The organism is Roseivirga echinicomitans (assembly GCF_001592935.1).
GTDB classification, from domain to species: domain Bacteria; phylum Bacteroidota; class Bacteroidia; order Cytophagales; family Cyclobacteriaceae; genus Roseivirga; species Roseivirga echinicomitans.
The window spans coordinates 1-18,753 of the sequence record NZ_LRDB01000053.1 but is presented as its reverse complement, the minus strand read 5'-3'; the positions used below and the strand labels follow the sequence as shown (position 1 = coordinate 18,753).

Below are 18,753 nucleotides of genomic sequence, written 5' to 3'. Positions count from 1 at the left end.
TATACGTCACTTTTGTGACTGATGCATAACGTTAGAGCACATTCAATAACAATGAAGAAACTAATCATTATTACTTTTTTAATTACCTCAATATCAGGCTGTAAATCTTCTAACCTTAAAAAGATGTTTGACGAGTTAGAAAACATGAAGTCACCAGATTATAGTCAAATTGATGAATTGCAACTTTCAGAATCTAAAGCACAAATCGAAAACACACTCATGGAACTGTATGATGCTGATACAACAGTTATGACTGCCACAGGTTTGTTTAAATATGGAGTAGACTCCACTGTGCTAACAAGCCAATGGTTCAAAATCACATTCCTAAACTCAAAGAAAATCACAGATATTAAAAATAAAGCTCTTACAGATAGTCTAGCGATACAAATAGGAAATTATCTAAAACCAAGAGTTCTGAATTTAAAGAGTTATGATAGAATGGATGTGATATTTATCAATGAAGCATCTACAAGTATTGAAGGCGCGACTGGATCTATAAAACAGACCATTCAATTATCAATACCTGAACTAGACTTGATCTATTAAAAACGAGCCCCAACGCTACTCAGCGCTCTTTGCGGTAAAATAAGTAAAGCAACTCTCCCCCACAACTGGCCTTACCTCTCACTAAGACCTACATCCTGATTAAAATGGTTAAAACCATTCTCTAAAGTTATGCATTCAAATAGCCCACGGTTTAAACCGTGGGCTATAAAGTAAAAGGTTTCCATCAACCGTTTCAACGGTTTGACACAACTCATCTTCGATACAATCTAGGATGTAAAGCAAGAAGATTAGCTAACCTTGTTCCCCCTTTTCAGATTAGTTAGAATATGAGTAAATTGACAACCCAACTCATCCTCGATTGCATCGAGGATGTAAGATAAGTCGGTTTTTAACCGATGGATAAGACAAAAGCTTCTATTAGAATTACCTCTAACATTGAGGTTTTAGACCCTTCGTTCCTCAGGGAAAGAAAAGAGACATCATCGAACAATTAGCATTTCACTGGTCAGAGGCTCTAGATCATTGAAGCCCAGCTTAATTTACACTTTGCGCGACTCAGCGCTCTTTGCGGTAAAATAAGCAGCCAATTCACCAACTAACCATCGCGTCTCACCATCTCCCTATTTGTGTTAGGTCACAGAGCTAATGGTATCTCAACTTTGGACGTATAAATAGATGGTGATAAATTACAGAGCATAAAGACACCGGAACCTTAGTGGACATGCAACTTTGACCAACATTAAATTGAACAATGAAAACGAAAAAGGATATTGAAAATGAAAGAACAAAACTCATCTCTGGTATTACAAATCAGTTGACCTTATTGATAGATGATGTGCAAAAACAAAAGCCCGAAAAAGCATTCACTATCCGTGTTTATGAAGAAAACATGTATTGGTGTGTGAATTGGGAAAGCACTAAACTTTGGAAAACCGATCAGTTTCTGAAAGAATATTTTCAAGTGCAAATATGGAAAATCGGTGAAAAGTACTCCTTGGAGGGTGAACATAGAGTTGAAGATATTTTTGAGCATTTAAGTGACCAATACTTTCTATATGAAGGAATGACAATGCAAGATTTAATATTAATGACCGATGAGATTGTTGAAAAAACTCGGGCAGGAGTTTTAGAAGCTGTGGACAAAGAAATAGATTCTAGTTATTAGAACTAAAAACCAACTTTACCACATATTTCAACTCACCCTTGATTACATAAAGGATACAAAACGAATCGGTTTCAAACCGATGGATATACTAATAGAAACCTTGTAATCACAGGATAAAGCAAACGGACCCTGAAACTTCCGAGACTTCGGAATCAGGATGACGGTTCAATGAGGCCCATTCGGAGCGTCATACCATCTATATTTCTGAAAAAGACCCTTACAGGGTGACTGTAAAGCAGGCTTATCCGATATATCATATTATTAGCACAAACATCAAATCTAAGTCATGCTGTAAGCATCTTTTCACGTTGATAAAGCATTGTATCTCCCAACCCACTCATCCTCGATTGTGTCGAGGATGTAAGACAAGTCGGTTTCAAACCGATGGATAAGACAAAAGTTTCTATTAGAATTACTTCCAACATTGATGTTTTAGACCCTTCGTTCCTCAGGGAAAGAAAAGAGACATCATCGAACAATTAGCATTTCACAGGTCAGCAGGCGCTAGATCATTGTCGTTTAACTAATATACCCTTTGCACTACTCAGCGCCCCGAACTGGTCTTAGCGTCTCGCTGAGACCAACAACCTGATCTAAACGATTAAAACCATTCCCTAAAGTTATGCATTCAATTCGCCAGGGTTTAAACCGTGGGTCATAAAACAAAAACAACTTACAACTTTGTTAAAAAAACATGATTATAATTACTATAATTATACCTATATTATAAACGAAATAACCAACCCATATTAAAACCACTGGATAAACATGAACAACTCCATCAAAATTGCTAGCCTATTTTTACTCTCTTTGATTCTTTCATGTAACAATGATGATACTGAGATTAAAGATGAATTAGAGGGCGCTACTACCTGTGTTCTTACTAATGGGACTGGGGTATGTCTTGACGGGCCTAAAAGTATAGTTCCTGGCAAAAAGTACACCTACGCATTTAAAGTAAATAAAGAGAGGTCTGGCAATAAAGTGCATGAGGTAATTAATTGGGATGTAAAATCAGGAAAATTGGCAATCATAGATATAAAAACTACTATATCTGGAGATTTCACGACCTCAGTTGCAACCATGAAGTTTGAAAGCGATTTTGCCGGAGGCGTCATTAAAGCAAGCACCGTCCCTGATGATCAAGCCTCCCCTCTGGCTGTAAGTTCCATTCAGGTGCCTATTGGTGTTGAAAAGTAAACATTGCCTAAAAAGAGCTTTTTAATCTTTTTTTTTTTGGGAGCCTCGACTCCTCCTCGATTGTATTGAGGATATAAAACAAAACATAAAATCTCTATTTAACCTATGCCTTTCCTCCACTTCCTCAGGCTTTAGTCGCTAGCTTAATTTATCTGCACACTGCTTTTTCTCATAAAAGAGAAGGAAAAAGCGACCTATTTTGGATAAATTAGAATGCTCAATTAAAATGCGGAAAGAGCAATCATTATGAAACAAGAAGAGCTAACAGGTTCAACTGACGGGAAATTGCTTCAAGAGCAAAAAAAGAAAAAATCGAATAAGATAAGTACATTTATTATCGGCATGCTCATAGGCGTTTCTGTGTACAGCGCGATAGAAAACGGCTTCGAATTTTTCACGTTCTTCCCATTGATCATTGCCTACTTTTTTTTCCGTCAACAGAAAAAAGACCAAGCCTGAGTATAAAAGTTAAAATTCTGACCCTAACTTCCCAACTGATCCCGAACTGGTCTTAGCGTCTCGCTGAGACCGAAAATTAAATGGGTTAAACCGTGGACTATTAATCTCAAAGCTCGCATCAACTGTTTCAACGGTTTGATTTCATTCTTTTTGCAAGTATTACTGAATCGAAAAGTACGATGGCACTAAGCCCTTAATCTTCTCTACTGTTTCTGTGACGGATAATTCGCTCATCCCTCCTGAAGCATTGGCATGCCCGCCACCATTAAAGTGTTCTGCTGCCAATACATTCACAGGATTCTCTACGCCTTTCGAGCGGAAAGACATTTTCATGATGCCATCTCTTTCTGTAAACACAATGGCGGCCTTCATTCCTTTAATCGATAAGGCTTGGTTGGCCAAGTTATCGGTATCTCCTTTTTGATAATTGTATTTCGCTAGCTCTTCTTTCGACAATGAAATAATAGCCACCATGTAGTCTTCCATGATCTCCAGTTTTTCGCACATGGCATAACCTTGCAAACGCAAACGACTTGCGGTATTGTTATCGCTTAATGCCTCGTGTACTAAGTGATGCTCCACGCCTGCGCCCAATAGCTTAGCCAATATTTCGTGCGTACGTGGCTTGGTAGAAGGAAACCTGAAACTGCCAGTATCGGTCAATATACCGAGGTACAAAGGCGTGCCTATTTCGGAATCGAGTAAGGCGCCATTTCCAGATTGTTCGATCAATTCAACAATCAACTCTGAGGTAGAAGAAGCCGTGGTTTCAGAGACCGTTAAGGTGGGGAATGCCTCCGGGTTTAAATGATGGTCAATCATTACGGTCTTACAGGTCACCGCTTCTAACAAGGCTTGCATATCAGGCCCAATACGGTTGGTCGCATTGTAATCCAAACAGAAAACCAAGTCGGCTGTCTCAAAAGCGGCAGCGACTTCCTCTGGTTGTTCTGTCATTAACAGAAAGCCCGAAGTATCTAACCAATACAAAAAATTAGGGGCTGGATCTGGATGACAAACCCTAGCTGTTTTGCCTAGCTTTTGGATAAAACGTAAAAGGCCTAATGAGCTGCCTATTGAATCGCCATCAGCAGATTTGTGTGAGGTGATTACAATGTTTGAAGCCGCTTTAATTTCAGCTTCTATTTGTTGGTATATATTCATTTATGGGTTGTTGATTTTTACTCTTCTCGGTTAGACTGATATGCTTCACCTACAGAAGCCACTTTAAACTGAAAGGCATTTAGCCATTATAGGTTTACTATTCAGCCTGCCCTCAGATTAGAAGGGCGACAAAGAACGCGGTTTAGATAAATCTATCCTAGGTACTGGAAAGAGCATTCCCACGTTGACTGGAGTTTTTTCCAGCAGGTCACATAAAATCTACAGGGCCTTTGAGAGTATTAGACCAGCAATGGTCAATGTTTTATTTTCATTTGAAAGTACTGCATCAAGCGTAATCGATGCTCCAGCATCACCAACACCCGAATCCTCATCAGGAGCGTTATCATCGTACTCAATATCGAATATTAATTCTTCTTTACTCGGATCATATGCAAAGGTCCCCACTTCTAAACCATTCTCTGCGCTAGAGGTTACGGTTAAGTCATTTTCAGCAAACAGAAACGTATTGTCTGATAAAAGCGTCAAGTAATAAAATTCATCTCCATTTTCCATTCCCCAAATGCCAATCACTGGTGAGGTAGCGATTAACTCTATTTTATCTAAGATTAAATCACCATCAGCAAGGCTTAATCTAGTACTCCCCACCAGAACTGACGCATTAAACGTCACCGGAGTTCCAATATCACCAATACCCGAATCATCGCCAGGTGCATTATCATCGTAGGCAATATTGAATGTTATTTCTCCTTTACTGGAATCAAATGTATAAGAGCCCAGTTCCAAACCATTCTCTTGGCTAGAGCTAACAGACAAGTCATTTTCTGCATACATGAATGTATTGTTCGACAATAGTGTCAAATAAGAAAACTCCTCCCCACTCTGAGTCCCCCACATTCCTACTACTGAAACTACTTCATTATTGTCAGTATCTTCATCTTTCCCACAAGCGGATACTAAAAAAAGTAGTGCACAAATAATTCCAAAAATCTTGCTCTTCATAATTTCATTTTTGTAGTGAGAAGTAAAAATCACAGCTTAACAAAGGTAGTTAATAAATTATTACCCGTTTTATCTGCCTTTCCCAGCCCTATTAACGCTCTTTACCCACCTAACCCTTGCTGGAGTTTCTTACCAACGAGTCTTGTAAATTCTTCTACCTCAAAAAGTACTTTCACATTTCGTCCGGTAATTCTTTTGTCCTTGAAGGCGTATGAATATATTCATGCGCTTAAGTTACCTATGTAACGCATAGATAAGGTTATACACAATCCGATTAGATGATGACATCAAAAGAAATTATCAGAAAAGGAGAAGGCGAAAACTACAATTACTCCCAGGATCACTGCTTTATTAAGTTGTCGTCACGACAGACGAATGGAGAGTTATGTATAGTCGAGGACACCATAAAACCAGGCTTCCATTTAAAACGGCATCATCATAAAATAATGACAGAGGTTTTCTACATGTTAGTTGGAGATCTTGAACTCATTTTTGATGACGAAACAATCATTCTTAGAGAAGGTGATACAATAACGGTTCCTCCAAATGTATGGCATGAAGCTAAATCTGTGGATGGAGGGAAAATGCTTACCATATTTAAAAATGGTGAGTTTGATATCTTTTTAGAGCAACTCTCAACCATGACCGAAGATGATTTTTCTAATCAAGAATTAATGAAATCTTTCTCTACTAAATTTGATATCTACGAAGAATAGGTTCGTGTATAACAAAGCGTGAAATGCAGTTTTGCCTAACCTTTCAAGTAATTCGAAAAGAATTTAATCATGCAAATGATATAACAAAAGTCAAATAATCATGGTTGAACTTTAACGAAATTGAAGGTTGTAGCCGTTGTGCAGTTTCACTAGTTTTATACCACCTTATTAAGGTCCGGTTAAAGTCTAATCATTTGAAATACCGTATTACCAAAACCCCAATACTCTTCACTCAAAACAGATAATATACAGTATGGCTTCAGGATTTTTTGCTCTATTAGATGACATTGCAGTGCTCATGGATGATGTAGCGGTCATGACTAAAGTCGCCTCCAAGAAGACAGCAGGTCTTCTAGCCGATGATTTGGCTGTGAATGCTGAAAGAGCTTCGGGCTTTGTTTCATCAAGAGAATTACCCGTTTTATGGAAAATAACCAAGGGGTCTTTCCTGAATAAGCTTATTATTCTGCCAGTTGCCTTTCTATTGAGTGCTTACCTCCCCGCAGCCATTGTCCCTATCCTTTTAGTGGGCGGTATGTATTTGGCTTTCGAAGGTGCCGAAAAAATATACCATTACCTTTTTCATAGAGAGCATACCAAACAAGTTGTGGACCTAACAAAACTATCAAAGGCCGAAGTAATTAAGCGTGAGGGAAAAAAGATCAAATCTGCCATTATTGTAGACTTCATCTTATCAGTAGAAATCGTCATTATAGCACTGGGTTCAGTGATCGATGAGCCTATTAAGATCCAAATCATAGTGGTAACAGTTATAGCTATATTGGCCACCATTGGCGTTTACGGGCTAGTAGCGTTGTTAGTGAGAATGGATGACTTAGGTTATAAACTTATTGCAGTAAGCGACAATAAAGCTAGTGCTTCAAAAAGTATAGGTACGGCCTTAGTGAAGTCATTACCCGTCTTAATAAGAATTTTAGCGGTTGTGGGAACCATTGCAATGATTTTAGTGGCAGGTGGGATTTATGTCCACAATATTCACATTGTACATGATCTTGTTCATTCTTTACCTGGAATCTTGGGTGAGTTTATCGTTGGTTTAGTAGTTGGGATTGTATGTTTACTCATTTTTAAAACGGTTAAAAAAATATTTAACAGTAAAAAAGAATAATTTTCATTCCAACGTGATTATAATACAATAAAATTATTATTACACAATAATAAACTTATATCATGTCTATAGTATTATTAATTCTCTTAACATCAAGTCTGGTAATGTTAATTATCGGACTCATAAGAAAAAACAAAATACTAACCGTAATATCTATTTTAGTAGTCATTTCTATAATTGCTTTATTCTTTCTTATAAATAGGGCTGTGAAATACACTATGTAGCATTCCGTCCTTCTCCACCCTTGTTGGTGTTCCTCACCAACAAGCCTTCCAAGGCTGAAAAAACCATTACCATAAGCTCCACTCCTCCTCTACTGCATCGAAGAGGAAAGACAAGTCCTTTTCTAACCGATCGTTAAGACAAAACTTCCTCTAACACTTACATAATAAAGCGAATTGATGTATTATAGCGGCCTATCGAATGGCAACAATTATGGGAGCGAATAAAATGCGAAATTATATTAAAGATGTATTGGGTAATATGCCCGCTGGTTGGCTAAACCTTACCACTCATCGGCTAGATATTTATGATGAATCACAGGCTAAAACTCAATTCTTAAATCAGTTTGAGGCCTTATTTAATGCTACTAATAGCGAAGCATCCACCCTCAACGAGTTGCCCACTGCTTATGACTATATTCGATTAGGTCATCCATTATCTTGTGTGCTAGAATGGGCAATCGCTCACCTGCATCAGCTTAAACCGGAAAATGTAATCAGTTTTTCATCCAAAACGACTCCTGTTTTGGCCATTCTGAGAAAGAATTTATTGGCCAATAGAAACACTCAAATCAATTACACAGGTGAGTTACCTGCTTACTTTGATGTTGAAGAACTACAGCGTGTGTATGGCTATAATTTTGAGTTGAAGAAAGTAGAAGAAGCATCAGAAGTTTCCTCTTTTGATGGCAGTACCGTTTTCATTTCAGAACAACATGAAATTTCTACGATTGATCTTGACCCAAACATTGACTTTTATATCAACCTTCATGCACAGCTCGGAAGTATTTTACTTGTCAATGGTAAGGCGAATGAAACCTACATCTCAGAAATTCAACATGTAAGAAGAAGAGAAACCATCGCCATGACGCCAGCCAATTGCCTTGTCGCTTTAAAGGCGCTAGTGGAGCAATCTTCTTTCGACATTCAGAAAAGCGATGTAGAAACGGACAAAAGAACAGTTTTAAATTTACTTAAGAACATTACCGGCACAACCCTAAAACCACTTGTTGCCTCTAGTGGACTTTCTATGCAATATGCCATTATGATGGGGCTCATTCATGACGCGCTCGAAAATCATAAAGGCAAAGCCATCAAATTTGTGGTTCCTCCCAACTGCTATGGTGGTACAAACGACCAAGCAAGACGCGTTGCGGCTTGTCTAGACAATGTCGAAGTAGTGGATTTACTCGTAGATGGTGATAATGATATGGTGCGAAGTATCGATTCCGTATTGGACAAAATCGCTCAGGAAGATGCCATCCCTTATATCATCGCTGAAATCCCAACCAACCCAAGGGTTGAAGTGCCCAACCTTCAGCAATTAAAAGCTGTTTTAAGCAAAGTCCGTAAGACTAGCAATGGAGCAGTCGCTATCGATTCAGTTTTCGTTTTAGATCAAACCTTTTGCCCTAATTTCCACTTTTTAGGCGAAGGCGAAATACTCTCTACAATGAAGGCCATTTCCTATGCCAGTGGATCTAAGTTTCCAAGTGGTGGAAAATGTACCGCAGGTTACGTGGTAGGAAATAACAAAACAGCGGCTTTGATGGTCCACATAGAAAAGCACCTAATACTTTGCGATAACGAGGCTACAGACCTTCAATATGAAATCTTAGCAAAGCAATTGCCTTCTATGAATCAAAGAATCATTGATGCTTACAAGAATACGCGTGAGTTTGTAAACTTCATTCACGAAACGCTACCAGCTGCCAAAATCAACTTTGTTTCGGAAGAACTGGCTGACCAAGGATTCATGCCGTCTGTATTTTCATTAGACCTTCCGACCAAAGGACATACTGCCGAAGAAAAGGAAACCTACAAAAGGGCCTTGAATCATAAGCTAATTGACTTAATGATTACTGAAATCCCGAATGAAAGTAAGTACTGCGTGAGTTATGGCCAACTAAAAGGTTGTTACTGGACAATCCCCGCAACCTCTACTCAAGGAACAACCAAAGAAGGCGACAAGGATTATATTGCCCGTGTAGCGCTTTCTGCTGACATGGACCTTGAACTCCATAAAAAGGTGTTTAAAGAGTTTGTAGATAGCATCTAAAAAATTGGGAGGTAATAAAAGCCTCCCAAATAATTCTATTCTGCCCGAATTGATGTTCTTCTCTAGAAGCCTCCTATGTTGCTGAAAAATACGGCAAAGAGATAACCTTACATCAACTATTCATTCAATACTCAGAAAATATTTTTACCTTCTCACGCCTGAAGTTTCAAATCATTTTTGATATACTCAGGCCTTGTGCTTTACTACATCATTAAAGTTATTTAGTAGTCACTTTGACTAACTAATTAAAAAATAATTATACGAATGAATTCAAGACGACTTATATCAAGCCTACTCCTATTCGTTTTAGCTTTTACAACCCTAAGTGCGCAATTCAGCTTTGGCACCTATGCTTTGGAGCATGTAAATATTATTGATGTAAACACCAGCGATATACTTTATGATTACACCATCATTATTAGCGATGATAAAATCTCTGATGTCATGCCCTCCAAAAAGTACATAGCTAATGACACTGTTCAATCCATTGTATTAAAAGGAAAGTTCGTAATGCCCGGTTTAATTGATGCACATGTACATTTTGCTACGGATCCAACGATAGAAAGAAGAGACAATGCAGAAAAAGTGCTTCAAGAAATGCTCTTATCAGGAATTACTTCGGTGAGAGATATGGCAGGTGATGCAAGGGCACTCTCAAGTTTGTCAAGAAATGCATTAGTGGGGGATATAGTGGCTCCAAACATCTATTATTCGTCACTCATGGCAGGCTCAAAGTTTTTTTCCGACCCCAGAACCATTGCAACGGCTCAAGGAGGAGTAAGTGGTGAAATGCCCTATATGAAAGCAATCGATGATAATTCTAATATAGAGTTGGAAGTCGCTCAAGCAAAGGGAACTGGTGCTCATGGAATAAAGCTCTATGCAAGCTTGACCAAAGAGCAGGTTAGAAATATTCTAGCAGAGGCAAAAAAACAAGCATTTCCTGTTTGGTCACATGGCTCCTTAACTCCGGCCTCACCCTCAGATGTCATTTCTTCAGGAGTAATTTCTATCTCTCATGCATTGATGCTGATTGATGAAAAATATCCAAAAAGAGAAGATTACCCTGCGAGTTGGAATGCCGCTGGTGCAAAAGATTTGTCAGCCGAATTTTGGGACAAAGAATATGCTAAACTTGAGCTGGATAAACTTTTTACACTCATGAAGCAATACGATGTGGTGCTTGACGCGACACTCTCCGTTTATGAGAACAATAAGAATGTAGATCGTGCACATTGGCGCTATGAGATTGTTAGCAGAATTACCAGAGAAGCCAATAAGGTAGGTGTTAAGGTTGCCGCAGGTAGTGACACAGACCAGGCTACATTTGTGCAACATGAAATGAAGTTATTGGTCAATGAATCTGACTTCACTCCTTTTGGAGTAATTATTTCTGCCACAAAAAATGCTGCTCAAGCCACTGGAATTCTTGAAACAGAAGGAACGATTGAAGTGGGTAAAAAAGCCAATTTGCTTTTCCTTAATTCAAACCCCACAAACAATATTGACAATATAGATGACGTCTTTTTGGTCGTTAAAAACGGGAAGCTCTACAATAAAAACTAACAGAGACAGGACAATAACTGTGGGCCTTCACGAGAATTATTGAAGTCATATTAAGTAATAAAATTTAGGCAAACAGCTCCATTTGCAGCTGTCACAATCTCCCCCACCACTTAAACACTAGTGGAAAGAATAACCACTCCATAACGCTTATTTAATTTATCTTTAAGGAAACAATGCTCTATCAAAAAATGAAGTGCTTTAAAAACATTACAATCACACTGATTCTACTCCTCTGTTTAACTAAAGTTGGTATCGCTCAAACTTACCGGATCCTTATTTCTAATGACGATGGAATTCAATCACCGCTGATCAGCACATTGAAAACCGAGATTGAGAAACTCCCAAATGTTGAAGTCATTATTTCCGCTCCTGCCGAAAACCAGTCTGGAAGTAGCCAATCCACCAACAGTGGTCCCTTAGAAGTTGAAAAAGTATTTAAAGACCAGCAGTTTTTTGGCTATGCCGTCAACGGAAAACCAGCCGATGCTGTCAGGTTTGGCATTCGGGTACTGGGAAAAGACAAACCATTCGACCTTGTGATCTCTGGGATTAACCGAGGCTCCAATGTGGGAGATGTCTCTCACCTATCTGGCACTATAGGCGCAGCTATGGAAGGACTTTATCATGGTATTCCTGCCATTGCCGTATCACAGGAAAGCCGCGGAGTAAATACAGAAGCCACCTCTCGCTTTATTGCACAACTGGTGGCCAAATACCAAAAAGAAGGTGCACCAAAAGGTGTAGTACTTTCTGTCAATATTCCTGCTGGTGAACTCAAAGGCATTATGGTGAAGGCCATGGGAGACGCTTATTTGGACATGGGAAATTATGAATTGAAAAGTGAAACCGATAACAAAATGGTGTACAACCAGAAAATAGGATTTGTGCGATCACAGAACAAGCAAACGGACACCTTTGCCTATCAAAACGGTTACGTCACCATCACTCCACTTAAATTCGATTGGACGGCCTATGAGTTGATGGAATCCATTTCCAATTGGGGACTGAAACTGGAAAATAAATAAGGCCTAGGGCACTTTTTTCCGCCCTCGTTGATGTTCTTTATCAACAAGCCATCTAAAGGTTAAATACAACGAGGAGTTGAAAAGTAAAACCACAAATAATGGGATTTAATATTGTATTGATTGAACCAGAGATTCCTATGAATACGGGAAATATTGGACGCCTAAGTTTAGCCTCTGGTTCCAAATTACACCTGGTAAAACCCTTTGGGTTCGAACTGGATGACAAGAGGGTAAAGAGAGCAGGGCTGGATTACTGGAAGCATGTATCTCTCTTTATTTATGAGAGTATTGATGATTTTTACGCTAAAAATGAAGGTGGAAATTTCGCGTACTTTTCAAGTCATGGAACTTATGATTACTGCGCCATTGACTACAAAGACGATATGTTCCTAATTTTTGGAAAAGAATCAAGTGGTTTGCCTGAAAGTATTGTAACAGAGAATGCTGATTTAGTCTATAATATACCTATTTACAGTCCTCATATTCGAAGCTTAAACTTGGCCAATGCGGTTAGCATAGTAGTATATGAAGGTATCCGAAATTTAAAAACGAATATCAGGTGATAATTCTCATTTAATCTCTGAAAGAATTTTACCCATTAAGATAAATGCGTCTTTTTCAAGCCTTGCGCGTCAAACGGTAAGTTTGAATCAATATTAAAAAGCTGAATGAATAATATTACCGAAAACATTTGGAACGACTTCTATAAAGAGCTGAAGAACTTCACCCTCAAAAAAGTAAAGGACGAGGATATTGCCAACGATATTTTACAGGACGTATTCCTTAAGATCATTGCCAATTCAGATAAAATAGCAAATGCCACCAATCTGCGCCAGTACATCTATGGTATCACTAGAAACGCCACAGTTGACAACTTTAGAAAAGCGGGCAAAGTAACGCACATCGAAAACGAATACTCCCTTATTTCAGAAGAAGAAACAGAATCGCTTAATACCACGATTGCAGATTGCTGCATGAAATCTTTCATTGCCCAACTTCCGGAGAAATACCGACAAGCCCTGATTAGAACGGAATTCGAAGAGGTTTCTCAGAAGGATTTGGCGATAGAACTGAATATCTCCTATTCTGGAGCAAAATCAAGGGTTCAGAGAGGAAAAGAGAAGTTGAAAGAACTCATTTTAGCCTGCTGCGACTTCCCTAGCGACAGCTATGGTAACCTCCAATCTGCGGAATCAAAAAACTGTAACTGCGACTGATTTTTCTTGCGTCTTTTTCTGACAACCAGCGTGTTAGGGGAAAAAGACAGAAATGAAAATCATGTACATCTTTCCCCATCCAGATGACGAATCATTTGGGCCAGCGGGGGCAATCGACAAGCAAATTCAAGAAGGTAACGAGGTCATTCTTCTTACACTTACCAAAGGTGGCGCAACCAAGGTGCGCCATCAACTTGGACTCACTGTCCAAGAAATGGGCAAAGTGAGAGAAAAAGAAATGCAAAAAGTACAGAGAACTTTAGGCATTTCAGAAATGACCATCCTTGATTATGAAGATGGTGGACTTGCGAAGATCAACCCCTCCTATCTTGAAAGTGAAATTCTAAAATGGATCCAATATTACCGTCCCAATGTGGTGGTTACTTACCCAGTTCACGGAGGTAGCGGACATCACGATCATATTACGTTGCACCACATCATCAAGCGTCTATTTTTCAACAAGAATGAAGGCTTAAACTTCTGGAAGCGACTGGCCTACTTCACGGTTATCGACACCGGGCTCCCTATGTTCTTTGAAGGAGGAATACCGAGAGTCACCTGGACCAAAAAAGAAGATATTTTGGTGACCGAACAACTGAGCCAGGCTAATATCACAAAAATGAAAGAAGCACTGCTTTGCTACGACACTTATCAAGAAATGGTAAAGACGACCAACGTAATCGACAGAATCGGAAATAAAACTCACTTCGAACTCGAAGCTGAAACGCCCCCAAATATGCTGTCATCTCTAACGGAATCAATTAACCCTTAAACTCAAAAATATGGAAACTCAATTGATCAAAGAAGAAATCAAAAAATCCTACGGAGCAATTGCCAAAAACGATATTCAAGTGGCCTGTTGCTCAACTGATTCAGGCTGTTGCGGCACTGAAGAACTCGGTAATTCAATGGCGGAAAACTATGAAAATATCGAGGGTTATGAAAAAGCCTCTGATTTGTCTTTAGGCTGTGGGCTGCCAACCGAAATTGCCAATATAAAAGAGGGAGATACTGTGGTCGACCTCGGTTCTGGTGCAGGAAACGATGCATTTATCGCCAGAAAAATTGTAGGCGAAACAGGACAGGTAATTGGAGTTGATATGACACCCGAAATGGTCATTCGTGCTTTGCAGAACAACCAAAAATTGGGTTACAAAAACGTGCAGTTTATGTTGGGTGAAATTGAAAACATAAATGGAATAGCCACAAATACGGCCGATGTGGTAATCAGTAACTGCGTATTGAACCTTGTGCCTGACAAGGAAAAGGCATTTAGTGAAGTCCACAGGGTATTAAAAGTGGGTGGACATTTCAGTATTTCAGACATCGTATCTATCGGGACACTTCCAGGTGCCATCTTAGAAGCCGCAGAAATGCATTCTGGCTGCGTAGCTGGTGCAAGTGAGAAGGGTACTTATCTAGGCATTATAAAATCCGTTGGATTCAAGAACATCCAAATCAAAAAGGAAAGACGGATTGAATTACCTGATGAACTTCTTTTAAAATATGTCAGTCCTGAAGAACTATCAGCATTCAGGGAAACAGATTCGGGAATTTATAGCATTACACTCTATGCCGACAAACTGGAAGAAGGCGCTTGTTGCAACAGCACAGGTAGCGGTTGTTGTGGAGGCGAAGAAGTCGCTACACCAAGTAAAGTAGATGAAGTATCCTGTTGTGGAACTACGTCAAGCAGTGGTAAATCAAGCTGTTGCAGTTAGCACAACCACAACATTATATTAAAGTGAATAGCGGCTTTGGTGCTCAATCAAAGTCGCTTTTGCCATTCAGAACCGGTTTCTAATTACAATTGGATATTCCCGAAGTTTTAATCAACTTCATAATACAGAGACATTGTGTTTCATTAGAAGCATTATTAACCAGGACTAAGTAAAATGAAAACGATTCAAAAAACGAATTTAATAGCAATGATCATCGGACTTGTTGGTGTTGTATTTGGAGTATATAGTTTAGCAACAGAAGGTGCCTTTGAAGATTATTCTTTGAGCCTGTTTGCTGGGGTAGTTCTTTTTGGAACTGCGTACATAAATAATCTGGAATGGAAAAAGAAGAATAAAGACCATTAGAGTTTAACTCTTATACTCCTATTGATTTGCAACTTTTCTAAAAGGATTTGTATTACGGTTTCTATAAGCATGGATAGTTACCCCAATTAAGAGCACTCCCACCCAAAACACAGAAACCCACTGCAAGACCGGGATTTCGTCCCAATGCCTTACTGCTATGGCTGTTAATGCCCAAACACCTACTAAAGCAAACTCGCGCATGTTTCGGGTGTAGATCATGAAAAGATTGAGCAGACCAGCTACACTAATCATTATTATCGTCCATTGTATTTCAGTAAAAACTGCCACCCAACCAATCTTGGCCAAATAAGCCGCAATATTAGCAATTGTAGCTACAGCTATCCAGCCACTATAAGCACATATTGGCCACCAAACGGAAGCAATTACCTTTAATGGAGCATCCCATCGTTCCATATTCAACCTAAGAATAATCTGAACTAATGAAAACAGAATAACCAGCATCACAATTACGCTCATGCCTGTTTGCTCATTGAGCCAGAACCATAACCAAGCAGCATTCCCTAAGTTGGCAATGATTAACCAAGGCCCTATTTGAAGTATGCTTTCACTATGTTCAGATTTAGAGAAAGCCAGTTTGAGTTGATTCACACCTAGTACAATCAAACCAATAAAAATGATTCCCCAAAACGAAAAGGCATAGCCAGCTGGAGTGAATAAGTTAGCGTATTCAGCGCTTAGCCCCCCCACTGTATTTCCGTTTATGCCCGCGGTATTGCTCCAATAATTCCAAAAAATCGCCCCCGCAATTACGAGTGTATTGAGTACTGCATATACCTTTTTCATTCAGTGAGTTTGTCTGTTAGAATCACACAACCATTAAATTCACCATTCTGTTTAAGGTGAATTTGAAAATATTCTTTAACTAGGGCGAAAAGATTAATATCCCCCTCTCCGAAACCCATATTGTCCCTGCATTGCCCAGTCCTATTCGGCTTCAAGAATATGGTGTTGGTATTTTCAGTCTTATCCCCACTAAATCGGCACTAAAGAAAGCTTTAAAGAAACGGTATATTACTGTCAATGATATGACTGCTACTTCTGCCACGTTTATCAATGGAGGAGAAAGCATTAAGCTAACCATGCCAAAAGACCTTGATCAAGATAATAGACTCGTCTACGCCCTTGAAGTACTCTTTGAAGATGAGCACCTAGCTTTAATCCATAAACCTGCTGGTATTTTGGTCAGTGGCAATAGTTTTAAAACCATCGCCAATGCCTTGAATCAAAACCTTAAGCCAAGCAAGCTTCCAGACGCTACCATACCACAGCCTGTCCACAGGTTAGACTATGCCACCACGGGCATTTTATTAGTGGGAAAAACCAGCAGCAGTATTCGTGCTTTAAATAAAATGTTCGCGGACAAAACGGTCGAGAAAACCTACCACACAGTAACCATTGGTACAATGGCCAATGATAGCGGAACCATCTCTTTAGCCATAGATGACAAGGAATCACAATCGGATTATAAGGTAATCGAGTCCGTATCATCTGTAAGGTTCGGTCAACTCAATTGGGTTGAGCTAAAACCCAAAACTGGAAGAAGACATCAATTACGAAAGCATTTGGCAAGCATTGGCCACCCCATTTTAGGCGACAAAGATTATGGGATTGAAGGTCTGCTATTGAATGGGAAAGGGCTTTACCTGCATGCTTTTTCACTTAGGTTTATCCATCCTTTTACGGGCGAGACATTTCTGCTCAATGATAAATTACCCAAGAAGTTCAAGAAAATATTTATTCAAGATCAATGGTAAGTTGTCTCGGTCTTTCAGAACATTTCACCCTACCTGTTAAGCAGGTAAAAATACCGAAAAGATAATACTCTAATTTCTTATACAGATAAGGTAAAAATAAATATGAATTATATATTTTTATTGGAAATCAAATATTAATACTGATCCCTTATTATGAAGAGTAAAGCGTTCACCTTGCTTGTTGCATTCTCAGTAATTGGCTGTACACAAGGCGCAAGGAATAAGGAGAAACTCTCAAGCCCCTCTGAATCCCAAATTATTGCTGACACTGTAATCGCTAAAACCAAAACAACTTTAAATCAACCCATATCAGAAAACTTCTTAGTCGTTTCGAGCTACTACAGTAATGGAGAAGGCGTTTATGGCATAAATATAAAGGAGTTCGAAGTTAGAGATGGAGAAACAGAGGTTAAGAATCGAAACCTTGACTTAGGAGAATATAAGGAGGTATTAATGAACGGTAAATACAACGCCACCGGCTCCTCCTTTCCTGTTCAATTCGATTTAGGTAATAATAAAGCCTACCTCTCTATTTATAGCGATAACGAAATTGAGGACATCTACTACTATGGTAAAATTTTAGAGTATGATTTAAAAACTGACAGTATTAGAGAAATCATTACCTTCTCAGATTACTTCAGGTCATGGCATTATTCACCATATAACAACAAAATTTACGGTTTCGACAACGCGAGTGAATCAATCATTTCTATAGACACCAAGAGTCTGGAAGTTGACACTTTACATACCTTCCATAACTTTCCTGAGAAACTAGAATATGTAGAAACAAGTAAAAACACACTGTCGATATTTGTATATTATAGCCCCGGAAATTTATCGAAATATGATGTAAATCTAACCAACAATGATTTCGCCCTAAAGGATAGTTTTTCATCCACAAAATATTGGAGCTACAGGAAAGGCATGATCACTCAAACTTTCAAAGACTTTGAAACCGGCCATGCTGAATTGCGCATACTTAAAAACTCGGAGACAAAATCTACCCCCTTCGACTTATCAAATTTTAACACCTATTGGATAAGTGATTCGGAATTTATTGGTATTCAAAAAAACAAAATCACCAAATTCAATACGGAGTTACAAAAGGTCAATGAGCTCTCAAAGAACTCAATACATGTTATAGAGGTATTGAAAAACTCTCTTGTTATTTTCTTCCTTGAAGGAAAAGAGAGAAAATTGGCACTAGTCGATTTCAATTTCAATCAATTCATCGAAATAAAAGGTATTGATCAAAATCATCTGGTAACTATTGTAAGCAAATGATATTTTCATGAGCATTTCTGATTCATAATATTGCAAGACTCTCAAAATATTCAGGGTTTTAAGAACATTCGCCCTTAACCGCTTTGGGTCAGGAACAGGTAATTCTATTAGATAAGAGAAACCACTGTCGCAGGTTCTCCGATTTATCGGCCTTTGGCAGGACCTGTGACCATCTATGAATTCGAGGACTCTGTCCGACTTAATCACTAAACAAAAAAG

The 18,753-nt window shown here is 38.8% G+C and carries 19 protein-coding genes; 16 read left to right on the top strand and 3 right to left on the bottom strand.

The genetic code is table 11. The annotated features are described in order from the left end of the window. Positions 1 to 51: 51 nt before the first annotated feature. The 4 genes from AWN68_RS18515 (at position 52) to AWN68_RS18500 (ending at position 3,331) form a co-directional block, all read left to right on the top strand. A complete protein-coding gene (locus AWN68_RS18515; RefSeq protein ID WP_068419252.1) occupies positions 52 to 546 on the top strand; it encodes a hypothetical protein in 495 nt (164 codons plus the stop codon). Between the two features lie 712 nt (positions 547 to 1,258). Beyond that, complete coding sequence (locus AWN68_RS18510) at positions 1,259 to 1,672, top strand: hypothetical protein (RefSeq protein ID WP_068419249.1); 414 nt, start codon at positions 1,259 to 1,261, stop codon at positions 1,670 to 1,672. A gap of 768 nt (positions 1,673 to 2,440) precedes the next feature. Further along, a complete protein-coding gene (locus AWN68_RS18505) occupies positions 2,441 to 2,872 on the top strand; it encodes a hypothetical protein (protein ID WP_068419247.1) in 432 nt (143 codons plus the stop codon). 246 nt (positions 2,873 to 3,118) lie between these two features. After that, positions 3,119 to 3,331: a hypothetical protein gene (locus tag AWN68_RS18500; protein WP_068419243.1), complete on the top strand. Its 213-nt coding sequence runs from the start codon at positions 3,119 to 3,121 to the stop codon at positions 3,329 to 3,331. Positions 3,332 to 3,490: 159 nt separating this feature from the next. Here the strand turns inward: AWN68_RS18500 and AWN68_RS18495 are convergent, their stop codons facing one another. Next, positions 3,491 to 4,495, bottom strand: coding sequence for a DHH family phosphoesterase (locus AWN68_RS18495; protein WP_068419240.1), 1,005 nt, complete (start codon positions 4,493 to 4,495; stop codon positions 3,491 to 3,493). A 219-nt stretch (positions 4,496 to 4,714) separates the two neighbouring features. Next, a complete protein-coding gene (locus AWN68_RS18490) occupies positions 4,715 to 5,455 on the bottom strand; it encodes a hypothetical protein (protein ID WP_068419235.1) in 741 nt (246 codons plus the stop codon). Positions 5,456 to 5,733: 278 nt separating this feature from the next. Here AWN68_RS18490 and AWN68_RS18485 point away from each other — a divergent pair, with 278 nt between their 5' ends. The 10 genes from AWN68_RS18485 to AWN68_RS18440 all read left to right on the top strand — a co-directional run bounded on the left by AWN68_RS18485 (position 5,734) and on the right by AWN68_RS18440 (position 15,475). Continuing rightward, positions 5,734 to 6,171 (top strand): cupin domain-containing protein, encoded by a 438-nt coding sequence (locus AWN68_RS18485; protein WP_221405750.1) that lies wholly within the window; start codon positions 5,734 to 5,736, stop codon positions 6,169 to 6,171. A gap of 253 nt (positions 6,172 to 6,424) precedes the next feature. Next, on the top strand, positions 6,425 to 7,300 hold the full coding sequence (locus tag AWN68_RS18480; RefSeq protein ID WP_068419229.1) for a DUF808 domain-containing protein: 876 nt from the start codon (positions 6,425 to 6,427) through the stop codon (positions 7,298 to 7,300). Positions 7,301 to 7,735: 435 nt separating this feature from the next. Next, complete coding sequence (locus AWN68_RS18475; RefSeq protein WP_068419320.1) at positions 7,736 to 9,580, top strand: PLP-dependent aminotransferase family protein; 1,845 nt, start codon at positions 7,736 to 7,738, stop codon at positions 9,578 to 9,580. 264 nt (positions 9,581 to 9,844) lie between these two features. After that, a complete protein-coding gene (locus AWN68_RS18470) occupies positions 9,845 to 11,146 on the top strand; it encodes an amidohydrolase family protein (protein WP_068419226.1) in 1,302 nt (433 codons plus the stop codon). Between the two features lie 173 nt (positions 11,147 to 11,319). After that, positions 11,320 to 12,171 carry a 5'/3'-nucleotidase SurE gene (gene surE / locus AWN68_RS18465; RefSeq protein WP_068419223.1) on the top strand — a complete coding sequence of 284 codons (852 nt, stop codon included), beginning with the start codon at positions 11,320 to 11,322 and terminating at the stop codon, positions 12,169 to 12,171. A 98-nt stretch (positions 12,172 to 12,269) separates the two neighbouring features. Further along, positions 12,270 to 12,734: a tRNA (cytidine(34)-2'-O)-methyltransferase gene (locus AWN68_RS18460; RefSeq protein WP_068419220.1), complete on the top strand. Its 465-nt coding sequence runs from the start codon at positions 12,270 to 12,272 to the stop codon at positions 12,732 to 12,734. Positions 12,735 to 12,839: 105 nt separating this feature from the next. Further along, positions 12,840 to 13,388, top strand: a complete 549-nt coding sequence (locus tag AWN68_RS18455) for a sigma-70 family RNA polymerase sigma factor (protein ID WP_068419219.1) — start codon at positions 12,840 to 12,842, stop codon at positions 13,386 to 13,388. Between the two features lie 61 nt (positions 13,389 to 13,449). Beyond that, on the top strand, positions 13,450 to 14,160 hold the full coding sequence (locus tag AWN68_RS18450; RefSeq protein ID WP_245658037.1) for a PIG-L deacetylase family protein: 711 nt from the start codon (positions 13,450 to 13,452) through the stop codon (positions 14,158 to 14,160). 10 nt (positions 14,161 to 14,170) lie between these two features. Further along, the gene (arsM, locus tag AWN68_RS18445) at positions 14,171 to 15,109 is read left to right on the top strand and encodes an arsenite methyltransferase (RefSeq protein WP_084362938.1); all 939 of its coding nucleotides are present in this window, start codon (positions 14,171 to 14,173) and stop codon (positions 15,107 to 15,109) included. A gap of 174 nt (positions 15,110 to 15,283) precedes the next feature. Next, positions 15,284 to 15,475 carry a hypothetical protein gene (locus AWN68_RS18440; RefSeq protein ID WP_068419217.1) on the top strand — a complete coding sequence of 64 codons (192 nt, stop codon included), beginning with the start codon at positions 15,284 to 15,286 and terminating at the stop codon, positions 15,473 to 15,475. Positions 15,476 to 15,493: 18 nt separating this feature from the next. Here AWN68_RS18440 and AWN68_RS18435 read toward each other — a convergent pair whose 3' ends face one another. Further along, a complete protein-coding gene (locus AWN68_RS18435; RefSeq protein ID WP_068419216.1) occupies positions 15,494 to 16,279 on the bottom strand; it encodes a hypothetical protein in 786 nt (261 codons plus the stop codon). A gap of 131 nt (positions 16,280 to 16,410) precedes the next feature. Here AWN68_RS18435 and AWN68_RS18430 point away from each other — a divergent pair, with 131 nt between their 5' ends. Further along, positions 16,411 to 17,250, top strand: coding sequence for an RluA family pseudouridine synthase (locus AWN68_RS18430; protein ID WP_245658036.1), 840 nt, complete (start codon positions 16,411 to 16,413; stop codon positions 17,248 to 17,250). A 153-nt stretch (positions 17,251 to 17,403) separates the two neighbouring features. Further along, positions 17,404 to 18,534 carry a hypothetical protein gene (locus AWN68_RS18425; RefSeq protein WP_068419211.1) on the top strand — a complete coding sequence of 377 codons (1,131 nt, stop codon included), beginning with the start codon at positions 17,404 to 17,406 and terminating at the stop codon, positions 18,532 to 18,534. Positions 18,535 to 18,753: the final 219 nt, after the last annotated feature.

Coding starts and splice junctions, on each gene's coding strand:
- AWN68_RS18440 (WP_068419217.1), top strand. CDS start 15,284: ATGAAAACGATTCAAAAAACGAATTTAATAGCAATGATCATCGGACTT.
- AWN68_RS18505 (WP_068419247.1), top strand. CDS start 2,441: ATGAACAACTCCATCAAAATTGCTAGCCTATTTTTACTCTCTTTGATT.
- AWN68_RS18500 (WP_068419243.1), top strand. CDS start 3,119: ATGAAACAAGAAGAGCTAACAGGTTCAACTGACGGGAAATTGCTTCAA.
- AWN68_RS18455 (WP_068419219.1), top strand. CDS start 12,840: ATGAATAATATTACCGAAAACATTTGGAACGACTTCTATAAAGAGCTG.
- AWN68_RS18435 (WP_068419216.1), bottom strand. CDS start 16,279: ATGAAAAAGGTATATGCAGTACTCAATACACTCGTAATTGCGGGGGCG.
- AWN68_RS18425 (WP_068419211.1), top strand. CDS start 17,404: ATGAAGAGTAAAGCGTTCACCTTGCTTGTTGCATTCTCAGTAATTGGC.
- AWN68_RS18450 (WP_245658037.1), top strand. CDS start 13,450: ATGTACATCTTTCCCCATCCAGATGACGAATCATTTGGGCCAGCGGGG.
- AWN68_RS18495 (WP_068419240.1), bottom strand. CDS start 4,495: ATGAATATATACCAACAAATAGAAGCTGAAATTAAAGCGGCTTCAAAC.
- AWN68_RS18515 (WP_068419252.1), top strand. CDS start 52: ATGAAGAAACTAATCATTATTACTTTTTTAATTACCTCAATATCAGGC.
- AWN68_RS18460 (WP_068419220.1), top strand. CDS start 12,270: ATGGGATTTAATATTGTATTGATTGAACCAGAGATTCCTATGAATACG.
- AWN68_RS18490 (WP_068419235.1), bottom strand. CDS start 5,455: ATGAAGAGCAAGATTTTTGGAATTATTTGTGCACTACTTTTTTTAGTA.
- AWN68_RS18480 (WP_068419229.1), top strand. CDS start 6,425: ATGGCTTCAGGATTTTTTGCTCTATTAGATGACATTGCAGTGCTCATG.
- arsM (WP_084362938.1), top strand. CDS start 14,171: ATGGAAACTCAATTGATCAAAGAAGAAATCAAAAAATCCTACGGAGCA.
- AWN68_RS18470 (WP_068419226.1), top strand. CDS start 9,845: ATGAATTCAAGACGACTTATATCAAGCCTACTCCTATTCGTTTTAGCT.
- AWN68_RS18510 (WP_068419249.1), top strand. CDS start 1,259: ATGAAAACGAAAAAGGATATTGAAAATGAAAGAACAAAACTCATCTCT.
- surE (WP_068419223.1), top strand. CDS start 11,320: ATGCTCTATCAAAAAATGAAGTGCTTTAAAAACATTACAATCACACTG.
- AWN68_RS18475 (WP_068419320.1), top strand. CDS start 7,736: ATGGGAGCGAATAAAATGCGAAATTATATTAAAGATGTATTGGGTAAT.
- AWN68_RS18485 (WP_221405750.1), top strand. CDS start 5,734: ATGATGACATCAAAAGAAATTATCAGAAAAGGAGAAGGCGAAAACTAC.